25 protein-coding genes are annotated in these 21,559 nt (G+C 68.4%); 12 read left to right on the plus strand and 13 right to left on the minus strand.

Annotated features, from left to right (window positions below; all coding sequences use genetic code 11):
- Positions 1 to 119: 119 nt before the first annotated feature.
- The gene (locus tag ACSVDD_RS14555) at positions 120 to 308 is read left to right on the plus strand and encodes a hypothetical protein (RefSeq protein ID WP_448190086.1); all 189 of its coding nucleotides are present in this window, start codon (positions 120 to 122) and stop codon (positions 306 to 308) included.
- A 10-nt stretch (positions 309 to 318) separates the two neighbouring features.
- Here the strand turns inward: ACSVDD_RS14555 and ACSVDD_RS14560 are convergent, their stop codons facing one another.
- The 8 genes from ACSVDD_RS14560 to ACSVDD_RS14595 all read right to left on the minus strand — a co-directional run bounded on the left by ACSVDD_RS14560 (position 319) and on the right by ACSVDD_RS14595 (position 5,698).
- On the minus strand, positions 319 to 960 hold the full coding sequence (locus tag ACSVDD_RS14560; RefSeq protein WP_448190087.1) for a trimeric intracellular cation channel family protein: 642 nt from the start codon (positions 958 to 960) through the stop codon (positions 319 to 321).
- Between the two features lie 80 nt (positions 961 to 1,040).
- Positions 1,041 to 1,817, minus strand: a complete 777-nt coding sequence (locus ACSVDD_RS14565) for a succinate dehydrogenase iron-sulfur subunit (RefSeq protein WP_448190088.1) — start codon at positions 1,815 to 1,817, stop codon at positions 1,041 to 1,043.
- Between the two features lie 31 nt (positions 1,818 to 1,848).
- Positions 1,849 to 3,636, minus strand: coding sequence for a succinate dehydrogenase flavoprotein subunit (sdhA, locus tag ACSVDD_RS14570; protein ID WP_448190089.1), 1,788 nt, complete (start codon positions 3,634 to 3,636; stop codon positions 1,849 to 1,851).
- A 6-nt stretch (positions 3,637 to 3,642) separates the two neighbouring features.
- Complete coding sequence (gene sdhD, locus ACSVDD_RS14575; protein WP_448190090.1) at positions 3,643 to 4,044, minus strand: succinate dehydrogenase, hydrophobic membrane anchor protein; 402 nt, start codon at positions 4,042 to 4,044, stop codon at positions 3,643 to 3,645.
- A gap of 14 nt (positions 4,045 to 4,058) precedes the next feature.
- Positions 4,059 to 4,385 (minus strand): succinate dehydrogenase, cytochrome b556 subunit, encoded by a 327-nt coding sequence (gene sdhC / locus ACSVDD_RS14580; protein WP_448190091.1) that lies wholly within the window; start codon positions 4,383 to 4,385, stop codon positions 4,059 to 4,061.
- Between the two features lie 318 nt (positions 4,386 to 4,703).
- A complete protein-coding gene (locus ACSVDD_RS14585; RefSeq protein ID WP_448190092.1) occupies positions 4,704 to 5,105 on the minus strand; it encodes a type II toxin-antitoxin system VapC family toxin in 402 nt (133 codons plus the stop codon).
- A complete protein-coding gene (locus tag ACSVDD_RS14590) occupies positions 5,102 to 5,356 on the minus strand; it encodes a type II toxin-antitoxin system VapB family antitoxin (protein ID WP_448190093.1) in 255 nt (84 codons plus the stop codon). Before ACSVDD_RS14590 ends, ACSVDD_RS14585 begins: the two co-directional genes overlap by 4 nt.
- Positions 5,357 to 5,434: 78 nt before the next feature.
- On the minus strand, positions 5,435 to 5,698 hold the full coding sequence (locus ACSVDD_RS14595) for a hypothetical protein (protein WP_448190094.1): 264 nt from the start codon (positions 5,696 to 5,698) through the stop codon (positions 5,435 to 5,437).
- Positions 5,699 to 5,825: 127 nt separating this feature from the next.
- Here ACSVDD_RS14595 and ACSVDD_RS14600 point away from each other — a divergent pair, with 127 nt between their 5' ends.
- Positions 5,826 to 6,845, plus strand: a complete 1,020-nt coding sequence (locus ACSVDD_RS14600; RefSeq protein ID WP_448190095.1) for an aspartate-semialdehyde dehydrogenase — start codon at positions 5,826 to 5,828, stop codon at positions 6,843 to 6,845.
- 65 nt (positions 6,846 to 6,910) lie between these two features.
- On the plus strand, positions 6,911 to 7,354 hold the full coding sequence (locus ACSVDD_RS14605) for a DUF6647 family protein (protein WP_448190096.1): 444 nt from the start codon (positions 6,911 to 6,913) through the stop codon (positions 7,352 to 7,354).
- 12 nt (positions 7,355 to 7,366) lie between these two features.
- On the opposite strand, the gene ACSVDD_RS14610 is transcribed toward ACSVDD_RS14605, so the two are convergent.
- On the minus strand, positions 7,367 to 8,257 hold the full coding sequence (locus tag ACSVDD_RS14610) for an NAD(P)-dependent oxidoreductase (protein ID WP_448190097.1): 891 nt from the start codon (positions 8,255 to 8,257) through the stop codon (positions 7,367 to 7,369).
- Positions 8,258 to 8,267: 10 nt separating this feature from the next.
- Positions 8,268 to 8,672, minus strand: a complete 405-nt coding sequence (locus ACSVDD_RS14615; protein ID WP_448190098.1) for a tellurite resistance TerB family protein — start codon at positions 8,670 to 8,672, stop codon at positions 8,268 to 8,270.
- A gap of 144 nt (positions 8,673 to 8,816) precedes the next feature.
- Between ACSVDD_RS14615 and ACSVDD_RS14620 the strand changes: the two genes are divergently transcribed.
- From ACSVDD_RS14620 to ACSVDD_RS14630, 3 genes are all read left to right on the plus strand, one after another.
- Positions 8,817 to 9,761, plus strand: a complete 945-nt coding sequence (locus ACSVDD_RS14620) for an AEC family transporter (protein ID WP_448190099.1) — start codon at positions 8,817 to 8,819, stop codon at positions 9,759 to 9,761.
- Between the two features lie 127 nt (positions 9,762 to 9,888).
- Positions 9,889 to 10,317, plus strand: a complete 429-nt coding sequence (locus ACSVDD_RS14625) for a hypothetical protein (RefSeq protein WP_448190100.1) — start codon at positions 9,889 to 9,891, stop codon at positions 10,315 to 10,317.
- Between the two features lie 49 nt (positions 10,318 to 10,366).
- Positions 10,367 to 10,927 carry a hypothetical protein gene (locus ACSVDD_RS14630; protein ID WP_448190101.1) on the plus strand — a complete coding sequence of 187 codons (561 nt, stop codon included), beginning with the start codon at positions 10,367 to 10,369 and terminating at the stop codon, positions 10,925 to 10,927.
- On the opposite strand, the gene ACSVDD_RS14635 is transcribed toward ACSVDD_RS14630, so the two are convergent.
- On the minus strand, positions 10,911 to 13,679 hold the full coding sequence (locus ACSVDD_RS14635; protein ID WP_448190102.1) for an ATP-dependent DNA helicase: 2,769 nt from the start codon (positions 13,677 to 13,679) through the stop codon (positions 10,911 to 10,913). The genes ACSVDD_RS14630 and ACSVDD_RS14635 overlap by 17 nt on opposite strands.
- 116 nt (positions 13,680 to 13,795) lie before the next feature.
- Here ACSVDD_RS14635 and mtgA point away from each other — a divergent pair, with 116 nt between their 5' ends.
- A complete protein-coding gene (mtgA, locus tag ACSVDD_RS14640) occupies positions 13,796 to 14,467 on the plus strand; it encodes a monofunctional biosynthetic peptidoglycan transglycosylase (RefSeq protein WP_448190103.1) in 672 nt (223 codons plus the stop codon).
- 175 nt (positions 14,468 to 14,642) lie between these two features.
- On the opposite strand, the gene ACSVDD_RS14645 is transcribed toward mtgA, so the two are convergent.
- A complete protein-coding gene (locus tag ACSVDD_RS14645; RefSeq protein ID WP_448190104.1) occupies positions 14,643 to 15,182 on the minus strand; it encodes a Spy/CpxP family protein refolding chaperone in 540 nt (179 codons plus the stop codon).
- 311 nt (positions 15,183 to 15,493) lie between these two features.
- On the opposite strand from ACSVDD_RS14645, the gene ACSVDD_RS14650 reads away from it, so the two are divergent.
- Complete coding sequence (locus ACSVDD_RS14650; RefSeq protein ID WP_448190105.1) at positions 15,494 to 16,522, plus strand: hypothetical protein; 1,029 nt, start codon at positions 15,494 to 15,496, stop codon at positions 16,520 to 16,522.
- A complete protein-coding gene (locus ACSVDD_RS14655) occupies positions 16,477 to 17,634 on the plus strand; it encodes a DUF2061 domain-containing protein (protein ID WP_448190106.1) in 1,158 nt (385 codons plus the stop codon). The genes ACSVDD_RS14650 and ACSVDD_RS14655 overlap by 46 nt, the downstream gene beginning before the upstream one ends.
- 9 nt (positions 17,635 to 17,643) lie before the next feature.
- Here ACSVDD_RS14655 and ACSVDD_RS14660 read toward each other — a convergent pair whose 3' ends face one another.
- Positions 17,644 to 17,967, minus strand: coding sequence for a DMT family transporter (locus tag ACSVDD_RS14660; protein WP_448190107.1), 324 nt, complete (start codon positions 17,965 to 17,967; stop codon positions 17,644 to 17,646).
- 141 nt (positions 17,968 to 18,108) lie between these two features.
- On the opposite strand from ACSVDD_RS14660, the gene ACSVDD_RS14665 reads away from it, so the two are divergent.
- The 3 genes from ACSVDD_RS14665 (at position 18,109) to ACSVDD_RS14675 (ending at position 21,489) form a co-directional block, all read left to right on the plus strand.
- Positions 18,109 to 19,671, plus strand: a complete 1,563-nt coding sequence (locus ACSVDD_RS14665) for a lysine--tRNA ligase (protein WP_448190108.1) — start codon at positions 18,109 to 18,111, stop codon at positions 19,669 to 19,671.
- Between the two features lie 267 nt (positions 19,672 to 19,938).
- Complete coding sequence (locus tag ACSVDD_RS14670) at positions 19,939 to 20,466, plus strand: DUF2867 domain-containing protein (protein WP_448190109.1); 528 nt, start codon at positions 19,939 to 19,941, stop codon at positions 20,464 to 20,466.
- A 90-nt stretch (positions 20,467 to 20,556) separates the two neighbouring features.
- Positions 20,557 to 21,489, plus strand: coding sequence for a hypothetical protein (locus ACSVDD_RS14675; RefSeq protein ID WP_448190110.1), 933 nt, complete (start codon positions 20,557 to 20,559; stop codon positions 21,487 to 21,489).
- The last annotated feature ends 70 nt before the right edge of the window (positions 21,490 to 21,559 follow it).

Genomic DNA, 21,559 nt, shown 5'->3' on the forward strand with positions numbered 1-21,559 from the left:
TGGTGTGTGCCTGCCCCTGACAAGAGAGGATACCCCCTCAGTGCACTCGGTCAACGGCCACCAAAAGCCCATCTGCCTTGTTTACTGGTCCGGTTCTGAACGATGGAGGAGTTTTCCCCATGGGTTGGATGTCGATGACCCCGGCGCCGCGCCCGCTGCGCCCCGCCCCGCCCCGCGACACCGACGCTCCGTCGCCGGGCGGCAAGCCCGCCACCGACAACCCCGATCTGGCGACCCCGCGCCCCGGCCTCGGCGACGTGCCGGCCAGCGGTGACGACGTTCAGCCGTCGGTTCCCACGCAGCGTTAAGACCCCAGCGCTAGGACCAGGGCGCGCGCGGCGCGCTCCAGTTCCGCCAGACGCTGACCACGCGCAGCACGAAGGCGGCGAGCGCGCCGGCCACCGCGACCGGCAGTTCCGGCAGCCCCAGCCGCGTGCCGGTAACGACGATGACGGCCGCCAGCAGCGCCGCCACCGCGTAGATCTCCTCGCGCAGCACGCGGGGGATTTCGCTGACCAGCACGTCGCGCAGCACGCCGCCGCCGATGGCGGTGATGACCGCCAGCAGCGCCGCCGGCAGTGGCGCCAGCCCATAGGCCAACGCCTTCTGGCAGCCGGCCACCGCGAAGATCCCCAGCCCCAGCGCGTCCAGCACCATGACCGGCCGGCTCATCCGCTCGATCCAGCGGTGTCCGAAGAACGCCGCGATGCCCGAGGCGAGCGCCGACCACAGATAGCGGTCGTCGCGGAAGGTGGCCGGCGGCACCGCGCCGATCATCAGGTCGCGCACCACGCCGCCGGCCAGCGCGCAGGCCATGGCGAGCACCAGCACGCCGAACACGTCCAGCTTGTGCCGCACCGCCAGCGTGCCGCCGGTCAGCCCGAAGATGAAGATGCCGACGAGGTCCATCCACAACAGCAGGACGGACGGTTCGACGGGAAGCGTGGGGAGATGGGGCATGGCCGGCGATGATGCTGCTGCAAAAAACGAAAATGGGGGCCTTGCGGCCCCCACTCCGACAACGATGGTAACGTCCAGCCTCAGCGGCGGACCACCATGAGCTTCTTGATCTCGGCGATGGCCTTCGCCGGATTCAGGCCCTTCGGGCAGGCCTGGGTGCAGTTCATGATGGTGTGGCAGCGGTACAGGCGGAACGGATCTTCGAGATTGTCCAGACGCTCGCCGGTCATCTCGTCGCGCGAATCGGCGATCCAGCGGTAGGCCTGGAGCAGAACCGACGGACCGAGGTAACGGTCGCCGTTCCACCAGTAGCTGGGGCACGAGGTCGAGCAGCAGAAGCACAGGATGCACTCGTAGAGGCCGTCCAGACGGGCGCGGTCCTCCGGCGACTGCAGACGCTCGCGGCTCGGGGCCGGGGACTGCGTTTGCAGCCACGGCTTGATCGAGGCCAGTTGGGCGTAGATGTGGTTCACGTCGGGGACGAGATCCTTCACCACCGGCAGATGCGGCAGCGGGTAGATCTTGACATCGCCCTTGATGTCCTCGATGGCCTTCAGGCAGGCCAGCGTGTTCAGGCCGTCGATGTTCATCGCGCAGCTGCCGCAGATGCCTTCACGGCACGAGCGGCGGAAGGTCAGCGTCGAGTCGAGGGTATTCTTGATGTAGATGATCGCGTCCAGGATCATCGGGCCGAACTTGTCGAGATCGACCACATAGGTGTCGACCCGCGGGTTCTGCCCGTCGTCGGGGCTCCAGCGATAGATCTTGAACGTCTTGACCCGCTTCGCACCGTTGGCGGCGTTGATCGTCTTGCCGACGCCGACCTTCGAATTGGCGGGAAGGTTGAGCTCAACCATGGGTATCTTCCTTGCCTTCTGGGTCGGGGCCTTAGTAGACGCGCGGCTTCGGCGGGAACACCTGGACGTCGTTGGTCAGGGTGTAGAGGTGCACCGGGCGGTCGCCCAGGGTCACATCGCCCTTGTCCGTGACTTCCACCGTGGTGTGCTTCATCCAGTTGACGTCATCGCGCTCCGGATAGTCCTCGCGGGCGTGCGCGCCGCGGCTTTCCAGGCGATTGCGCGCCGAGTGCAGGGTGCCGACCGCCTGGAACAGCAGGTTGTCCAGTTCCAGCGCCTCGACCAGATCGGAGTTCCACACCATCGAGCGGTCGGTGATGCCGACGCCGCCCTTCTTGGCGAAGGTCTGGTCGATGAGCTTGCAGCCCTCCTCCAGCACCTCGCCGGTGCGGAAGACGGCGCAGTTGTTCTGCATGACCTTCTGCATTTCCAGGCGCAGGTCGGCGACCCGAACCTCGCCCTTGGCGTTGCGCGTCTTGTCCAGGCGGTCCAGGGCGAAGTCGGCGCTGTTGGCCGGCAGGTCGCGGACCTTGCCCTTCTCGACGATCTGCGCGGCGCGGTTGGCGGCCGAACGGCCGAACACCACGAGGTCGAGCAGCGAGTTGGAGCCCAGGCGGTTGGCGCCGTGCACCGACACGCACGCCGCCTCGCCGATGGCCATCAGGCCCGGCACGGTGGCGTCGGGGTTGTCCTTGGTCGGACGCACCACCTCGCAGTGAACGTTGGTCGGAATGCCGCCCATGTTGTAGTGGACGGTCGGCAGAACCGGGATCGGCTCCTTGGTGACGTCCACGTTGGCGAAGATCTTGGCCGTCTCGGCGATGCCGGGCAGGCGCTGGTGGATGATCTCCGGCGGCAGGTGCTCGAGGTGCAGGTGGATGTGGTCCTTGTGCTCGCCGACACCGCGACCCTCGCGGATCTCGATGGTCATCGAGCGCGACACCACGTCGCGCGACGCCAGATCCTTGGCCGACGGCGCGTAGCGCTCCATGAAGCGCTCACCGTTGGAGTTGGTGACGTAGCCGCCTTCGCCGCGCACGCCCTCGGTGATCAGGCAGCCGGAGCCGTAGATGCCGGTGGGGTGGAACTGCACGAACTCCAGATCCTGCATGGGCAGGCCGGCGCGCATCACCATGCCGCCGCCGTCGCCGGTGCAGGTGTGCGCCGAGGTGCACGAGAAGTAGGCGCGGCCGTAGCCGCCGGTCGCCAGCACGACGAGCTGGGCGTTGAAGCGGTGGATGGTGCCGTCGTCCAGGTTCCAGGCCATGACGCCGCGGCAAGTGCCGTCCTGATCCATGATCAGGTCGAGGCCGAAGTACTCGACGAAGAACTCCGCCTCGTGCTTCAGGGCCTGCTGGTACAGCGTGTGCAGCATGGCGTGGCCGGTGCGGTCGGCGGCGGCGCAGGTGCGATAGGCCTGCGTCTTGCCGTACTGCGCGGTCATGCCACCGAAGGCGCGCTGATAGATCTTGCCTTCCGGGGTGCGCGAGAACGGCATCCCGTAGTGTTCCAGCTCGATGATGGCCGGGATGGCCTCGCGGCACATGTACTCGATGGCGTCCTGGTCGCCCAGCCAGTCCGACCCCTTCACGGTGTCGTACATGTGGTAGCGCCAGTCGTCCTCGCCCATGTTGCCGAGGGCCGCCGAGATGCCGCCCTGCGCCGCCACGGTGTGGCTGCGGGTCGGGAACACCTTGGTGATGCAGGCCGTCTTCAGGCCCTTCTCGGCCATGCCGAAGGTGGCGCGCAGGCCAGCACCACCGGCGCCGACGACGACGACGTCATAGGTGTGATCGATGATCTGATAGGCGTTCGCCATGGCGCGTCAGGCTCCGAACGAAATCTTGAGGACGGCGAAGATGCAGGCCGCGGCCAGCGCGAAGCACAGGAACTTCACGGCGATGACGCCGGCCAGCTTCTGCCACTCGACGTGGACGTAGTCTTCGATGACCACCTGCATGCCGCTCTGGGCGTGGTGGAACACGGCGGCGACGGTCAGCACCAGCATGATCGCCGAGAACGGCGAGGCCTTCAGCCAGCCGGTGAACTGCGCGTAATCGGCGCCGAGGTGCGCGATCACCGCGAAGACGAACCAGATCGCCAGCGGGACCAGCGCCAGCGCGGTGAGGCGCTGGTGCCACCAATGCTCGGTGCCGTGCTTGGACGAGCCGAGGCCGCGGGCCTGGGCCAGCGGCGAGCGGAGGCTCTTGGAGGATTGCGTCGTCATAGGTATCTACTCCCTCACCACGCCGCCAGGGCGGCGATCCAGGTGACGATCGTCAGGCCGAGCGACGCTCCGGCGACGATGTACGCACCACGCTCGGCGTCCTGCAGCTCGAAGCTGTAGCCGGCGTCCCACACCAGATGGCGGATGCCGTTGGCGAGGTGGAAGAACAGCGCCCAGGTCCAGCCGAACAGCAGCAGCAGCCCGAGGCCGGAACCGATGAACTTCTGCGCCCGCGCGAACGCGTCGGGACCGGCGGCGGCGGCGATCAGCCACCAGCTCAGCAGCAGCGTGCCCAGGACCAGACCCACACCCGTAATGCGGTGCGTGATCGACAGCGCCATGGTCCATTGAAAGCGATAGACTTGAAGATGCGGAGAAAGCGGCCGACTGCTGCCGTTTGCCATTGGGTCGTCCTCTGATCGGCTGCCGGGCGCGGCGAAAAGAAGATTGCCGCAGCGGCTGGTGAAGCGAGACGGAAAGGAGGGACGGGGCGTCCTGAATTGGCGCATTGAATTACCCCTCCCGACTGCCCGAGTCAACGACGGGGGCTTGACCATGGCAATTTTAGTCCTATGACCGCAAGGCGCTGAAAATCCAGGCGCAAATGTCGATGGTACTACCAGCGTTGCGGCGCACAACGGGGGCGTCTTGGGGGAAGATCAGACGGCGATTAGGTCGGTCTTCGAGAAGTCGTCGCCCTTGAACAGCAGCGGCGCGCCGAACACCTTCGCCAACGCATAGGTGCAGCAGTCGCCGAAATTCAGCCGGGCGGGATGCCCCGTCCCCTTGCCGAACAGCAGGTGCGCGGCGCGGGCGGCGCGCACATGGTCGATGGTCATCGGTATGACTTTGAGGTCCGCTTCGATGATGAACTCATCGAGCCAGCGCTCCGCCTCGGCGGGAAACAGTCCTTTCAAGGATCGAAGGACGATCGAGGCTTCAAGAACGCCGGCGGCCGCAATGACGGCCACATCCGCGTTTTCCAGCTTTCCTGCAATGACCGGAGCGTCCGGCTCTCGACGGAAAATGGCGATGATCGCCGACGTGTCGACGACGATCACGTCGGCAGCCCGTTCTCGTCGTAGCCGAGAATTTCGTCCGGCGTCCGCGTGTCCTTGTCTGGCAGCGCCGCATAGCGGGCACCGATGGCAAGAAGCCGCTCGGCCATACCCTCGCGCCCGCGCTCGCGCTGTTTGCGCTCCAGGCGCTCACGCAAGGCTTCGGTCACGACGGTCGCCAAAGGTTCGCCGGTCAGCTCCGCCAACTGCCTGGCAAGCCGTTCCGCCTCGTCGCTGTTGATCGTCATGTTCATCGCAGCGCCCTCCGAGCGAACGCGTCCACGGAGTCTAGCATAGTGCGCGGCCGGCGTTCCGGCAACGCCGCACCACTCCTACTTGTCGAACCGCCGCACGTTCTCGACCATCATCGAGTACATCTGGGTGATCAGTTCGGTCGGGCGCAGGCGGCCGAAGGGGATGTTGTCCTTGGCCCATTCGACGAGGCCGGGCGGCGGCTTGATCGGCGCCACCTCGTAGCCGGCCTTCTTCACCGCGGCCATCACCGCCCGCGCCTGCTTGGTGTAGTCCTCGTTGAAGAAGGACTTGTCGGCGTCCTTGATCGCCTTGGCGATGATGTCTTCCAGCGGGGTCGGCATACGGCGCGGCAAAGCTCGGGCGGGTCGGGGCGGCGGCCACGTTTGCACAGCGCGGCCCCCGTTGCAATTCCAACGGAAAGCGCATAGGTCAAGCGCTCTCCCAAACCCAGGACAAGGGATTTCCGCCATGGGCTACCGAGTTGCGGTCGTCGGCGCCACCGGCAACGTGGGGCGCGAGATGCTGGCCACCCTGGCGGGGCGCGATTTCCCCGCCGACGAGGTGGTCGCGCTGGCGTCGGAAAAGTCGGTCGGCCGTGAGGTCTCGTACGGCGAGACCGACATCCTCAAGGTGCGCGACCTCGCCAAGTTCGACTTCAAGGGCATCGACCTCGTGCTGTCGTCGCCCGGCGCCAAGGTGTCGGCGCAGTTCGCGCCCAAGGCCGCCGCGGCCGGCGCGGTGGTCATCGACAACACCTCGCACTGGCGCATGGACCCCGACGTGCCGCTGGTGGTGCCGGAGGTCAACCCGCAGGCGCTGGCCGGGTACCGCAAGCGCGGCATCGTCGCCAACCCCAACTGCTCGACCATCCAGCTGGTGGTGGCGCTGAAGCCGCTGCACGACCTCGCCACCATCACGCGCGTGGTGGTGTCGACCTACCAGTCGGTGTCCGGCGCCGGCAAGGAGGCGATGGACGAGCTGTTCACCCAGACCCGCGCCATCTACGTCGCCGACCCCGTCGACGCGAAGCTGTTCCCCAAGCAGATCGCCTTCAACGTCATCCCGCAGATCGACACCTTCATGGACGACGGCTCGACCAAGGAAGAGTGGAAGATGGTGGTCGAGACCAAGAAGATCCTCGATCCCAAGATCCGGGTGACCGCCACCTGCGTGCGCGTCCCGGTGTTCATCGGCCATTCCGAAGCGGTCAACGTCGAGTTCGCCGACCCGATCTCCGCCGACGAGGCGCGCAAGGCGCTGCGCCACGCGCCGGGGATCGTGGTCATGGACAAGCACGAGCCCGGCGGCTACCTCACCCCCGTCGAGGTGGCCGGCGACGACCCCGTCTACGTCAGCCGCATCCGCGAGGATCCGACGGTGGACAACGGCCTGTCCTTCTGGTGCGTCGCCGACAACCTGCGCAAGGGTGCCGCGCTGAACGCCGTGCAGATCGCCGAACTGTTGGTCAGCGATCACCTGCGGAAGTAAAGCCACGCGCAACACCCCGGCACTCCACCCGGTTATCCATCCATACCGGGGATGGAGTGCTGGCGATGGGCGAACTGGTCGCGGCCTTATTGATATGGATCGGGGCGCACAGCGGATACCGGGTGGAGGGCATTCCCCTTCCCGAGGTCCGGCTGGTGACCGCCCAGGAAATCACCGCCGAATACTACGCCGAGGCGCGGATCTCCGCCTATGAGCGCCCGGAAATCGATGACCGCATCTGGGCGCTCTACGATATGGAGGGCGGCGGGCACGGCATCGTCTACGTGGTCCACGACAAGCCGTTGGACGATGTGGAGTTTCAGGAGCGCCTGCTGCACGAGCTGGTGCACCACGTGCAGCGCGTGAACGGCCAGTACGCCCGCTACCAGTGTCCGGCCCAGGGCGAGCGCGAGGCCTATCGACTGGGCGGCCAGTTTCTCAAGGAGCACCACGCCGAGGACCCGCTGCCGAACCGGACCTTCTGGGCGGCGATGTACAGCCGGTGCTGAGGCCCTTCGCCCCTACGAAAACAGCCGGTACAGCGCCGCGTGGTCCAGCCCGCCGTCGCCCTTTTCGACCAGCATCTCGTACAGCTCGCGGCACAGCGACACCGCCGGCAGGTCGATGCCGGCGTCCTCGGCGAGCGCTTCCGCCTGGGTCAGATCCTTCAACTGCGTCGTCACCCGCGCCCCCGGCGCGAAGTCGCCGGACACCATGCGGCCGCCGTGCAGCTCCAGAATGCGCGACTCGGCAAAGCCGCCGCGGATCGCCTCGCGCACCTTCGCCGGGTCGGCGCCGGCCGCCTTGGCCAGCGCCAGCGCCTCGGCCACGGCGCCGATGGTCAGGCCGACAATCACCTGATTGGCCGTCTTGGCGATCTGCCCGGCACCGACGTCGCCCACATGCGTGATGCGGCGCCCAAGCGTCTGAAACAGCGGCTTCGCCCGCTCGAACGCCTCCACCGTGCCGCCGGCCATGATGGTGAGCGTCGCCGCCTCGGCCGCCACCTGCCCGCCGGACACCGGCGCGTCCACCCAGTCCGCCCCCACCGCGCGCACGCGCTCGGCCAGGCAGCGGGTGGCGCCCACGGCCGTGGTGCCCATGTCGATGACCAGATGGCCGGGCCTGAGCGCGCCCAGCAGCGCATCGGTCACCGCCTCCACCGCCGGGGTGTCGGTCAGCATGAGGATCAGCGTGTCGGCGGCGCCGGCCACCTCCGCCGGGCTGGCGGCGGGGCGCAGGCCCTGCTTCGCCAGCTCCTCGGCGGGACCGGGGCTGCGGTTGTGGACGACGACCGCCGCGCCGGCCTGCGCGAGGTTGCGCGCCATCGGCCGGCCCATCAGGCCGAGGCCGATGACTCCGACCGTGCGGCCGGGCAGGTCAGGGCGCGGCGCGTCGTCCACGGCGGTCACAGCCCCGCGCTCACAGGCGGGCGTGCCGGGCGCGAGCGCCGCGCTCGATGGCGGCGGCGCACAGGCGGTCGACGTTCAGCTTGTGGCGCAGCATCTCCAAAAGGCGCAGTTCCTCCTGTGTCGCGGTGGCGTCGGCGGCGGCGATGTCGCAGGCCACGGCGTAGGCGGTCTCGTACAGCTTGGCCGGCAGCGACTTCTTGATCAGTTCCAGCGTCTTGTCGAGCCCCTCCGGGTCGTCCAGCAGCGCGGTGCACTCGCGCGCCACCTCGAACAGTTTTTCCGAGTCGAAGTCCCGGAAGATCGGCAGATAGCGGACGTTCTCGGCGATGGCTTCCAGCTCCAGGTCCGTCATGTCGGCGTCCGAGGCCGAAACGAGCACCATGACGTAGATGAGCGCGCGGTGATGGTCGATCATTGCAACTCCTGGGCAACGGATACCGGCAATCTCGCCCTCTCCCCCCACAACGTCAAGCCCGGCCCGTCAAGCCCGCTATGTCAAGCCTGGGCGGCGCTTTGCGCGGGTCGACAGGGGCTGCGGCGTCGCCTACCCTCGTCCCCCATGTCCGCGGTCGTCAACGTCGTCCTCCCCGTCTTCGCCATCATCCTGGCCGGCTATCTGTCGGGCAAGGCGAAGCTGCTCGGCAGCGCCTCGTCGGAGGCGCTGAACAAGTTCGTCTACTGGATGGCGCTGCCACCGGTGCTGTTCCTCGGCACCGCCCGCCGCCCGCTGGCCGAGCTGCTGAACGGCCCGTTCATCGGCGCGTTCCTCGGCTCCATGCTGCTGGTCTACGCGCTGGGTGCGCTGCTCGGGCGCCTGCTGCACCGGGAGAAGTCCGAGATCCTGTGCATGCAGGGCCTCACCGCGTGTTTCTCCAACACCGGCTACATGGGCATCCCGCTGTTCCTCGCCGCCTTCGGCGCCGACCGGCTGGCCCCGGCCATCCTCGCCACGGTGATCATGAGCGCCATCATGGTCGGCATCGCGGTGATCTGGCTGGAGTTCGCCGCCAGCCATGGGCACGGGCTGGGCAAGGCGCTCAAGGACGTCGGCAAGGCCATCGCGCGCAACCCGCTGATCGTCTCGACGGCGGCGGGCGTGCTGTGGTCGGTGACGCTGCCGCACGTCGCGGTGCCGCAGCCGCTGGTCACCTTCTGCGAGCTGATGGGCGCCGCCGCCGGCCCCTGCGCGCTGGTCGCCATCGGCCTGTTCCTGGCGACGCGCGACATCAAGGCCCCCCTGGGTGAGATCGGCTGGGTGGTGGCGTTGAAGCTGCTGGCGCACCCGTTGCTGTGCTGGCTGCTGATCGAGACGCTGTTCCCGATGGACCCGTTCTGGACCGCCTCGGCGATCATCCTGGCGGCCCTGCCGACGGGCGCGCTGACCTTCGTGGTGGCGACGCAGTACCGCATCTACATCGACCGCACGTCGGCGGCGATCCTGGTGTCCACCGTGGTCAGCGTGGTGACGCTGAGTGTCCTGCTGGCGATCTACACGCCGGGGTGATGGGCGCCGGGATAAACCCACGCTTGCGGATGCGGCGGTGCGCCGTTATGCACGCAGCATGTTCCGCCCCATCCTCGCAGAACCTCCAGCTTTAAGTCTCATCGAGGACAAGGACGGTCCGGGATGGATGATTTCCGAACCGCTCGCGTTCTGCTCCGAGACGGGGCGCCTGGTGACGGTGGACTCACGGCTGGTGCCGGCCGAGTACGGCGGCGCGTCCTTCTGGGAGTTCTCGTTCGAGATCGCGGTCCTCTCGGAGGACGGCAGCGAGGAGTCCTTTACCACGCAGGACCGCGAGATCGCTCGCGGCTACATCCCGGAGTCCGTCCGGTCACGCGTTATGGACATCGTGGGCCAAGCCTGCCGGAAGCTGCTGGACAAAGAGCGGCCCAGCGGCTTGTACCGCGTCACCAAGGGCCGGTCGCTTCCGGGGAAGGCGATGCGCAAGCACGAGACGCTGACCGCCGTGTGCGTCGAGGCCGGCTATGGCGTAACCCAAACCGGAACGGACCCGGCGGGGCGGACGTTTTGGGCTATGTCACGAACAGTGTATTGACGCAAACGCATGTTCGTTGAGAACATTGCGCGGTAAAGGAGATCAGGCCATGCCTGCCGCGAAGCCTCCCGAGCGGGGTTCCGACATGAGCGGCTACACGAGCCCGAACGTCTACGACGGCAAGCGCCTCATGAGCGATGCCGACGTTGCGCGCCGTCGCGAGGCCATGAAGGGGATCATCGAGGCCGCTCGCACCCAGAATGCGCCGGACGCTTGCCACAGTATAGCCGAAGCTGTTGCAGCCCTGAACGACGCGTTTGCTTCCATCGCCGAGCAGATAGCGGCCGCCGAGCAGATAGCGGCGGCACGGAACACCGATACTGTTGCCGAGCCGCCCCCCGGCGACGGCTCGGCCAACGCCACCACGGAGTCGCTAAGCCACGGCCTGGAAACTGCGGCGGCGGCCGTTGCCGCCGTTGTCGCTTTCATACGGGAACGGGCCGCTGCAATGGAGGAGGTGAACCGCAACGCGCAGCTTGCAGCGAAAGGAACGGGGGGTGCGTCCGACGAGGTCTTGGGCGCAGCCGAACACCTCTCCCGCGCAGCCGACGCATTGAGCCACGAGGTGGAGCAAATCCTCGCCAGCCTCAAAATCAAAAAGGCGGCGTAAGAAACTCCCGCGTGATCTGCACCGCGTCCTTCAGCCCGACCTTCTGCACCTCGACGCCCTCCGGGAAGGCGCCGAACAGGCGGGACGGCATCATCGGGTCGAGCAGCACGAACACGCCGACGTCGTCGGCCCGGCGCACCAGCCGGCCGAACGCCTGCTTCAGGCGCAGGCGGGTCAGCATGTCCTCGTAACGCCGCCGGCCGAAGGCGTCGCGGCGCGCCCGGTGCAGGATGTCCGGCCGCGGCCACGGCACGCGGTCGAAGACGATCAGCCGCAAGGACCGCCCCGGCACGTCCACCCCGTCGCGCACCGCATCGGTGCCCAGCAGGCAGGCGTGCTCCTCGCCGCGGAAGATGTCGATCAGCGTCGATACGTCCAGCGGGTCCACATGCTGCGCGTAGAGCGGCAAACCGGCGCGGTCCAGCGGGTCGGCCAGCCGCTCGTGCACGGCGCGCAGGCGGCTGATCGCGGTGAACAGCCCCAGCCCGCCGCCGCGCGCCGCCAGGAACAGCTCGCGATACGCGGCGGCCACTTGGTTCAAATCGTCCTTGCGCACGTCGTTGACCACCAGCACGCGGGTCTGCGCCTTGTAGTCGAAGGGCGACGGCACCTGCGCGCGCACCGCCGGCATAGGCAAATGCAGTGCCCCGGTGCGCGCCTCCGCCGCTTCCCAGTCCAGGTTCACATCCCCGGTGCCGTCTGTCAGCGTCGCCGAGGTGACCACCATGCCGTGCGCCTGCGAACTCACCGCCTCGGCGAAGGGGATGGTCGGGTCGATCCAGTGCCGGTAGAGCCCGACGTCCACGTCGCGCCCTTCCAGCCGCTCGACGGCGAACCAGTCGACGAACTGCGGCGGCGTGGCGGCGGTCAGCGAGGCCAGCATCGCCCGCCACGCCTCGACGGTCAGCGTCCCGCGGCGGTGCAGGCTTCTTGAGAGCGCGTCGATGCGCCGGCGCTGGTCGGGGTCCAACTCCGCCGCCTCGTCGTCCAACCGCCGGGCGAGGCGCTGCGACAGCTCCTCCAACGGCTTCGACAGCTCGGCCAGCGCCTTGCCCAGCTCGTCGGCGGCCTCATACAGGCCATCCACCGGATAGGCGGTGTCCGCCTCCAGGCTGTAGGGGCCGGCGTTCCCATCGGTGCGGGCGTAGACCTGCTGGCGCGCCAGCATCAGGAACCGCTCGGTCGGGCCGTTAGGGTTGTCGGCGGCCAGCCGCGCCGCCCAGCCGTCGCCCGGCAGCCGGAACGCCGCCATCAGCACCTCGTCCAGCAGCTTCTGCGCCGGCTCGTCGCCGGCCGTCAGATCCTCCAGCCGGCGCTTCAGCCCGCGCGCCCGGCCGCGGCTTTCCTCGGCACCCAGCAGCCAGCGGCGCAGCTCCTGCGTCTCGCGCCCGGTCAGATGGCCGGCGAAGGCGTTGTCGGCGGCGTCGAAGACATGGTGCCCCTCGTCGAAGACATAGCGGGTCGGCAGGCCGATGTCGTCACCGCCGCCCAGCGCCGCCTGGATCATCACCAGCGCGTGGTTGGCGATCACCACGTCGGCCTTGCGGGCGCGGCGCACGCTCTTTTCGATGAAGCACTTGGTGTAGTGGTCGCAGGACGAATAGATGCACTCGCCGCGCCGGTCGGCCAGCAGCATGGTCCGCCCGCGCCCCAGCAGATCGACCAGCCAGCCCGGAAAATCGCCGCCGTTCAGGTCGCCGTCGCGCGTCGCCGCCACCCAGCGCACCATCAGCCCCAGCGCCACCGCGTTGTGATGCTGCGTCGGCAGGCCGCGCACCGCGTCTTCCAGGTTCAGCAGGCACAGGTAGTTCTCGCGGCCCTTGCGCACGACGACCTTGCGGGCCTTGGTGGCGGGGTCCTCGAACAGGCGGTCCAGCTCGGAATCGATTTGGTGCTGGAGGTTGCGGGTGTAGGTGGAGATCCACACCGTGCCGCCGTTCTTCTCCGCCCACACCGTGGCAGGGGCGAGGTAGCCCAGCGTCTTGCCGACCCCCGTGCCGGCCTCGGCCAGCACCATGTGCGGGCTGTCCGGCGCCGGGCGCGGCGCGAAGGCGGCCGACACCGCACTGGCGTAATCCGCCTGCTGCGGGCGCGGCTCGGTGTGCCGTCCGGCGACCGCGGTGGACAGCATGCCGGCCAGCCGCCGCCGCGCCTCGTCCGGGTCCACCGGGTGGTGGGCGGGCGGCGGCGACGGCGCCCCCTCCTCGATTTCCTTCAGCCGCGTCCACACCCGGAAGCCGTGCAGCGCCCGGCCGCGCTCCGGCCCGTTGGGGGCGCCCAGCGCCGCCAGCACCGCGCCCGCCCACGGCCAGCCGGCGCGCCCCATTTCCCAGGCGATGGCGACGGGATCGGAGCGCTCCTCGCGCCCCGGCGCGCCAAGAATCTTCAACAGCCGGAAGGCGGCGCGCTGGAGCGCCACCGCTTCCGCCTCCAGCCCGTCCGCCGGCAGCGGCAGGTCCAGCGCCTCGGCCAGCCCGCGCGGGGTGGGCACGCAGAAGCAGGCCGGCTTGACGAAGGCGAACAGCTCCAGCACGTCCAGCATCGGGAACGGATCGACGCCCAGCCGGCGGGCGACGCTGCGCGCGTGGCAGACGATGGGCGTGTGGCGGCGCGCCCAGCGGACCGCCTCGGCCAGGGTCGGCGTCTCCACCTCGCCGTCGGCGGTCAGCCAGACGACGTGCCGCGCCCCGGCGACGATGACCGGGGCGGTGTCGGGCGACAGCGAAGGCGATGCGGGGTGGGACGGGTCCATGGGGCGTGCAGTATAAGGAGCCGGCTCCTTCGGTACGAGCGCTCCGGTTGCGTCCCTTAAAGGTATTTTTCGGCCGGCACGATGGAAATCGTCTCCACTCCCCCATTGGCGCAGCGATGCTGCGCCGCCTGATCCGCGGATTGCTGGCTGCATGCGTGGCCCTGGCGGGCTTAAGCGTCGGCTGGGTGCTGCTCTACAAGGTGGTGCCGGTGCCGGGAACGCCGCTGATGCTGCTGCGCGCCGCGGGCGGGTCGGCGATGCGCCAGGACTGGGTGCCGCTGCCGCGCATCGCCCCAGCGCTGGCCTGCGCGGTGATCGCCTCGGAAGACACCAAGTTCTGCGGCCACGCCGGCTTCGACTGGGACGCCATCGAGGGCGCCCTGGAGGACAACGAGGACGGCCGGCGCCTGAAGGGCGGCTCGACCATCAGCCAGCAGACCGCCAAGAACGCCTTCCTGTGGCCGGACCGCACCTGGGTCCGCAAGGGGCTGGAGGCGGGCTTCACCCTGTTGATCGAGACGCTCTGGTCGAAGCGCCGGATCATGGAGGTGTACCTCAACATCGTCGAATGGGCGGACGGCGTTTACGGCGCCGAGGCGGCGGCGCGGCACCATTTCGGGAAGTCCGCTGCGGCGCTGACCCGGCGCGAGGCGGCGGTTCTGGCGGTGCTGCTGCCCAGCCCGCGCAACTGGACCCCGGCCACGCCCTACGTGCAGCGCCGCGCCGGGGTCATCGAGCGGCGGATGGCGGTCGTGGAGCGCGAGCGGCTGGACGATTGCGTGCGGTGACGGTCAAGCGGCGCGCTTGCTCCTGGCAGCGTTTCGCTATAGGATAATAGTCTTCACGGGCGAGCTATGTCCGCGCCGGTCGAGTGAGACATCGGCCAGATTCGTGTTTCATAGCGTTTCATGGCGTTTCATCCGGTGCACTGACTCCGTCCGAAGGTGCAGGGGGAGAACGACATCACTTGCTCCGCGATCCGCGCTCTTGGCGGGGGGCGCCGCGGGCGCCGGAGCTGGGGTCGCGCTTCAGCAGCTCGTCGGCGACCTTCTGCTGATCCGGCGTCAGCTGCCCGTACATCTCCTTGAGCGCCGGCAGCATTTGATGGAACTGCGCTTGGCGCGCCGTCATTATGGCGTCCACGCGATCAAGGCGTTCGATGGCGTTGGTCGGCTGCGGCTTGTCCTTCAGGGTGGCGCAGACGTCCTGCATCGGCTTCTGGCTGGCGCGGGCTTGGTCGGCGAACTTGTTCCAGGCCGCCTTCTGCGCCTCGGTGATTTTCAGGCGCTTCTCGGCGAAGGCCAACATGCCGGCCAGCCGGGCGTCCTGGGTCTCGCACATGCGGGCGAAGCGGGCGCCGCCGTCGTACATCGAGCCGCGTTCGCCACCGCGGGGGGTGCCCTGAGGGGCGCCTTGTTTGGGGCCCGCCGGCTGGGCGAACACCGGCGCCGCGACGGCGAGACTGCCGGCAACCGCCAGCGTGGTGAGCAGAGCGCGTTTCATGGCGTGTCTCCAGGTAACGCTGTGTAGCAATCGCCTAACTCAAAAAGCAAAACCAGCGCAGGCTTGACCCTATACCTGAATATTCAGGGCCGGAAAGTGCGCGATAGTGTTGAGGCGGCAAAGCAGGCGCTCAAGCAGTTTACCACTGGCGAGGCGTTGGGGGGGCGGGCACAGAAAGATCCGAGGCGCAGAGGCTGGGTGCAGAACGGACGATGTCTGCGTCGGTGCACTGGCGCTCGAAATGAGGCGCCTCGCGCGAATTCGTGCTACCTCTTTCGCTCGTTCGTCGCCATCACGACCGGATGGGGGATATGGCATCGGGAAAGACCGGCCTCGGCGCTCTGTGCGCCCTTGCCTTCGCCGGACTTCTGGCTGGGCCGGGCGCCGCGTCGGCGACCGCCCTGCCAGAGCCGGGCAGCGCGGCGTCAGCCTCCGTCGAGCTTTTGGGCAAGCGCATTCCCCTGCCGCCGGGGCCGTGGCAAGTGGCGGCCAGCGGCTTCGGCCGGGCGGAAACCGACGGCGTCGTCTCCGGCGCCTACGGTGCCATCGGCGGGGTTCTGCTGGTGCGGCCGCCGGACAGGATGGCGGACGGGGCGGCGGACCGCGGCTTCGTCCTGGCGCGCACCAACGTCCTGCCCGTGCAGGACGGCTGGGGGCAGCCGTCCGAATGCGCGGCGGAGGGCATGCTCTTCCAAAGCGCATCCGAGGCGCGCCACGCGCAGAACGCCTGCTCCTTCATCACCCCCATCGGCACCTACGGCCTCGGCCCGGCCGGGCAGCCGGGCCAAGGCGCAGGGGGCGGCGGCGGGATCGGCGGATGGATCGGCGACCGGCTGCCGCCGGTGACGCTGGTCGCCGGGCTGCGCGTCAGCGACCGGCGCGACGTGATCGACGTGCGCTTCGGCCTGCTGCCGCCGGGCGACCTGAACGCCGACTGGTCGCCGGCCGCCGTGGCGGCCGACCCGGAGCGCGCGGCGATGATCGAGCGGCTGGGCGATTGGGTGCAGGGCGCGCGCGCCGTCACGCTAGCCGCCCTGCGCGACCCGCCGGATCAGGTGCCGGCGCTGAAGGCGCCCTACTTCGACGCCGCCGCGACGGAAAAGACGCCGGAAGAGATCTCGGCGCTGCGCATGAGCGTCTACAAGCTGATGTCCTACCGCGTGCTGTCGAGCAGCCACAGCTTCCTGGTGGCGACGCTGCTGGCCGGCGGCAACGTCGCCACCGGCGCCTGGGTCGCCCTCTGGCAAGGCCTCACCCACAGCACCGTCTACTGGGGCAACGAGATGGCGTGGGAATGGCCGCCCAGCGTGCCCGTCACCACCTTCACGACCGGACGGTGACGGCCATGCGGCATTTCCTGACCCTCGCCCTCCTCCTCGGCCTCGCGACGCCGGCCGCCGCGCAGGAAGCGCCGCCGGCCACCGTCAGCGGCGCCATCACCTCGGACGGCAAGCAGGCGCCGTTGCCGGCCGGCACCTGGACCGTGCTGGCCCGCGACGAGGCCGACGACATCACCGCCACCGTGCTCGGGCGCCTGAACGGCAAGGCGCTCGACGCCCTCGCCGTGGTCCGCACCAACCGGCGCAAGACCAAGGAAGTCATGGGAACGAGCAGCGAGTGCAGCCGCTCGGACAGTTATTTCGCGGTGATCCGCTACGACACGCCGGTGGACGGCTACTGCACCTACGCCAACGCCGTGCTGCCCGAGCCTCTCGGCGGCGGTGCCGCGTGGGAGGCGGCGGCCCTCCGGCTGGCCGCCGACGGCGTGGCCCTGCCGTCCGAGCTGATGATGGTCGGCGCCCGCGCCCGCACGCGCGAAAACCTGCTGGACTTGCGCTATTACTTCACCGCGCCGGACCCGGTGGAGCCCCGCGGCGGCATTCAGCTCGCGGCCTGGGACGAGGCGCCGCTGAACCCGGCGCGGGCCGCGGACTCCCCCGCCCTCCAGCAGCGCGTGTCGCAGCTGCGCCGCTGGGCCGACGCCCTGCGCGAGCCGGCGGAACTGGGCGTGCGCGGCCGCATGCCGACGGCCATGGGCGGCCTGCCCCTGCCCTGGAACGCCCAGGAGGTCGATGCCCGCCATATGGCGCAGAAGCGCCAGCCGCTCGACGCGCTGCGCTCAGCCGGCGCCATCGACGAGGCGGAATACGCCCGCCAGCTCGCCGTGGTCGAGGAAGAGGCCGGCCATCCGCCGGAGCAGAGCTGGTCGCTGTGGACGCGCTCGCTGTACAAGGTCGTCACCTACCGGGTGGCGTCCACCATCGACACCCTCGCCGTGTCGTGGTTCATCACGCAGAGCGTCGGGCAGACCATCGGCTTCGCGTCGATCAACGCCGTCACCAAGCCGTTCCTGGCCTATTTCAACGAGATCGCCTGGGCCGGCTCCGGCGTCGGCCGCGCCAAGGCGTCGCTCGCCAGCCTGGACTTTCCGGAGATCGGCCGGGACCGGTAGGAGGATGGTTCACGCCCCCGGATTGGCGAAGCGCAAGCAGACCACGCCTGTGACGATCAGGGCGATGCCCAGCAGCTTCAGCGGTCCGACGCTTTCGCCGAACACCAGGATGCCGATGACGGCGATGGCCATGGTGCCGATCGCCGACCACACGGCGTAGGCCACGCCCACCTCGACGGTGCGCAGCGCCCAGACCATCAGCGTGAACGACACGCCGTAGCACGCCACCACCGCCAGGGCCGGCCCCAGGCGCGTCATACCGTCCGACAGCTTCATGGCGGTGGTGCCGGCGATCTCGAAGCCGATGGCGACCGACAGGTAGACCCAGCCCATGGGCGCGTGCTCTCCGGTTGCTTGCGGTGGCGAGAGGGTGGGTCATGCGTTCACTTCAGGCAAGGCTCCGCCGTTGACGCACATCCGCAACCGCCCTAGGGTCCGAGCCTCCCATAAGTGTGTGTCGAAGGGTTTCGGGCGATGACGAGCGAGCGGGAACTGGCGTTGCAGGCGAAGGCGTGGCCGTTCGAAGAAGCGCGCAAGCTGGTGGCGCGCTTCGCCAAAGCGCCGCCGGCCAAGGGCTACGTCCTGTTCGAGACCGGCTACGGCCCCTCGGGCCTGCCGCACATCGGCACCTTCGGCGAGGTGGCGCGCACCACCATGGTGCGTCAGGCGTTCCAGCGCATGTCCGACCTGCCGACCAAGCTGTTCGCCTTCTCCGACGACATGGACGGCCTGCGCAAGGTGCCCGACAACATCCCCAACAAGGAGATGGTGGCCCAGCACCTCGGCAAGCCGCTGACCCAGGTGCCGGACCCGTTCGGCACGCACGACAGCTTCGGCGCCCACAACAACGCGCGCCTGCGGGCTTTCCTCGACCAGTTCGGCTTCGACTACGACTTCCAGTCCTCCACCGACTGGTACAAGTCCGGCCGCTTCGACGACGCGCTGCTGAAGGTTTTGCAGCACTACGACGAGATCATGGCGGTGATGCTGCCCACCCTGGGCGAGGAGCGCCAGCAGACCTACAGTCCGTTCCTGCCGGTCTCACCCTCCACCGGCCGCGTCCTCCAGGTTCCCGTGCTGGAGCGCAACGCGGACGCCGGCACCATCGTCTTCGAGGACGAGGACGGGAAGAAGGTCGAGATTCCGGTCACCGGCGGCCACGTCAAGCTGCAATGGAAGCCCGACTGGGGCATGCGCTGGTACGGCCTGGGCGTCGATTACGAGATGGCCGGCAAGGACCTGATCCCCTCGGTCGAGCTGGCCGGCAAGATCGTCAGGATCCTCGGCGGCACGCCGCCGGAGGGCTTCAATTACGAGCTGTTCCTCGACGACAAGGGGCAGAAGATCTCCAAGTCCAAGGGCAACGGCCTGACCATCGACGAGTGGCTGACCTACGCCCCGCCGGAGAGCCTGTCGCTCTACATGTTCCAGAAGCCCAGGACGGCCAAGCGCCTGTACTTCGACGTCATCCCGCGCGCGGTGGACGAGTACATCGCCTTCGCCTCCAAGCTGCCGAACGAGGAGCCGACCAAGCGACTGGAGAACCCGGCGTGGCACATCCACGACGGCAAGGCGCCGGCCATCCGTGCCGACCTCAGCTTCGGACTGCTGCTGAACCTCGCCGGGGTGGCGAACGCCGAGACCAAGGACGTGATGTGGGGCTTCATCAGCCGCTACGCGCCCGAAGCGACGCCGGAGAACAGCGCGCTCCTCGACCGCATGGCCGGTTACGCGGTGCGCTACTACCAGGACTTCATCAAGCCGATGAAGCAGTACCGCGCCCCCACCGACGCCGAGCGCGCCGCGCTGGAGGATTTGCTGAACCGCCTGGACCTGCTGTCGAACGCCAAGGCCGAGACCATCCAGAACGAGGTGTTCGAGGTCGGCAAGGCGCACGGCTTCACCGAGCTGCGCGCGTGGTTCCAAGCCCTCTACGAGATCCTGCTGGGCCAGACCACCGGGCCGCGCATGGGCTCGTTCATCGAGCTGTACGGCATCGAGGAGACCAAGGCGCTCGTCCGCCAGAAGCTGGCCTGACCCGGCGCGGGCCTCCTGCCAAAGTCGCAGCCATGCGTATGTTGCAGCGCACACATACGCAATTGGTACTACCACTTGCGCGCATATCGGGGTAGGTTCGGCGCGACTACGGCACTCGTGCCGTGCGTTTCCTCCCTAGACTTCGGGCCGCTGTCGCAAGACGGCGGCCTTTTTTCTTGTCCGCTCCGAAGCCCTGGGGCGTCTTGACACCGCAGTTGCAGCCGCAGAACGTGGGGAAATCCGTCCCTTCCGTGGAAACTTCCCCCGATGCCCCACATCCAGCTTGCGGACGCTCCGATGCACAGCGCGGTGAGGCGGCATCTCGAGGGGGCGGACTTCCACGACGCCTACCGCTTTCCCCTGCACGACCCAAATCTGTCCGCGCTGGAGATCGTCGTGGCCATCATGGCCCGGACCCCGGCTTGGATCGACCGGCTGATGTGGCTGCGGAACAGGCTGGTCCAACTGGTGGGCTTGAAGGACCTCGGCGTGCTTGCCACCGTCGACCCGTCGAAACCCGCCAGTTCCTACCGGCCGGGCGACCGGGTCGGCATCTTCTCGATCGGGGAGATCGCCGATTCCGAAGTCATCGTGGGCGACAGTGACAAGCACCTCGACGTCTGGCTGTCGGTCTGCAAGCTTCCCGCCGACGGCTCCGGCCACTGGGCGGTGATCACCACCGTGGTCCGGACGAAGAACACCCTCGGCCGCTTCTACATGCTGGTGGTCAAGCCCCTCCACCGGATCATCGCCCCCGCGACGGTCAGGGCCTACGTCTCCCGTTCGGTCGGTTGATTCTTTGCCGCCTGTGACCGCCGTCACAGCGCATCCTCCTCCATTATATAAAATGCAGAGTAAATTTTAACCGCTCACCCCGTGACGGCCATGAGCATTCCCGACACGCAACGCACGCGCACCGGCGCGTTGTCGACGGCCCTGGCGGCTCCCGAGCCCGGTCTTCCGGCGTTCGTGCAGCACCACGGCGTCGCTCGGGCGCTGATCCAGACCTTCCAGGAGGCCATCGGGCCGCAGATCGCCGCGCGCGGCTCGCTGACGCAGGAGGAGTTCACCCGCGCCTTCGAATTGATGATGGAGAACTGGCCGCGCACGATGCCGCTGTTCGCGCGCACCTGCCGGGGCTGCATGGACGGCCAATCCGACCCGGCGGAGTTGGTCACGCTGGCGATCCCCACCGGGGCCGGAGCCGAGGAGGGTCGGCGGCGCGATTTCGTCACGCGGCTGCTGTTCTCCTCCGTCACCCAGCACATCCCGGAGACCACCGACCCGGTCACCGGCGCCGTTTTCCCGCGGATCATCCTGCCGGGCCTTCAGGCCAACCTGACGGCGCTGTTCTACGAAAAGGAATGGGAGGCGATGAACGCCGACGCCCGCTCCATCCTCCAACTCGCGTGCGCCGAGCGCGAGGAGGAGGTGTGGCCGCGCGTCACCCGGCACGCCACGCTGCCGGTGCTGACCCACGCGCTGTTCGTGCGGATCATGCTGCGTTTCAAGCAGTTCCACTTGCAGCGTCAGACCTTCATCCGCCTGATGACGAACGTCGGCCCGCGCACCTTCAGCTTCGCCGAAGAGCATTTCGACCAGCTTTTCGAGGCGCTGTTCGGCCATCTGCGCGAGGAAATCCGCACCGAACTGGGCCGGGCGCGCATGGATGTCCGATATGGCGACGAGACGTCGGGTCACCTGATGCGCATCTTCGCGGCCTTCGACAAGGCGCGCCAGGAGCGGGCGCAGCCGATGCGCACACTGGGCGGCGCGATAAAGCCGCCCGCCACCACGCCGTTGCCGCGCCGCCGTTGAGTGCTCGGAATTAGCTGCTCGTTAACCGAGCAGAGGTTCCCATAAGGCAGATTGGTTCCCTCTGGGCTCG

This window comes from Azospirillum terrae (assembly GCF_053470425.1).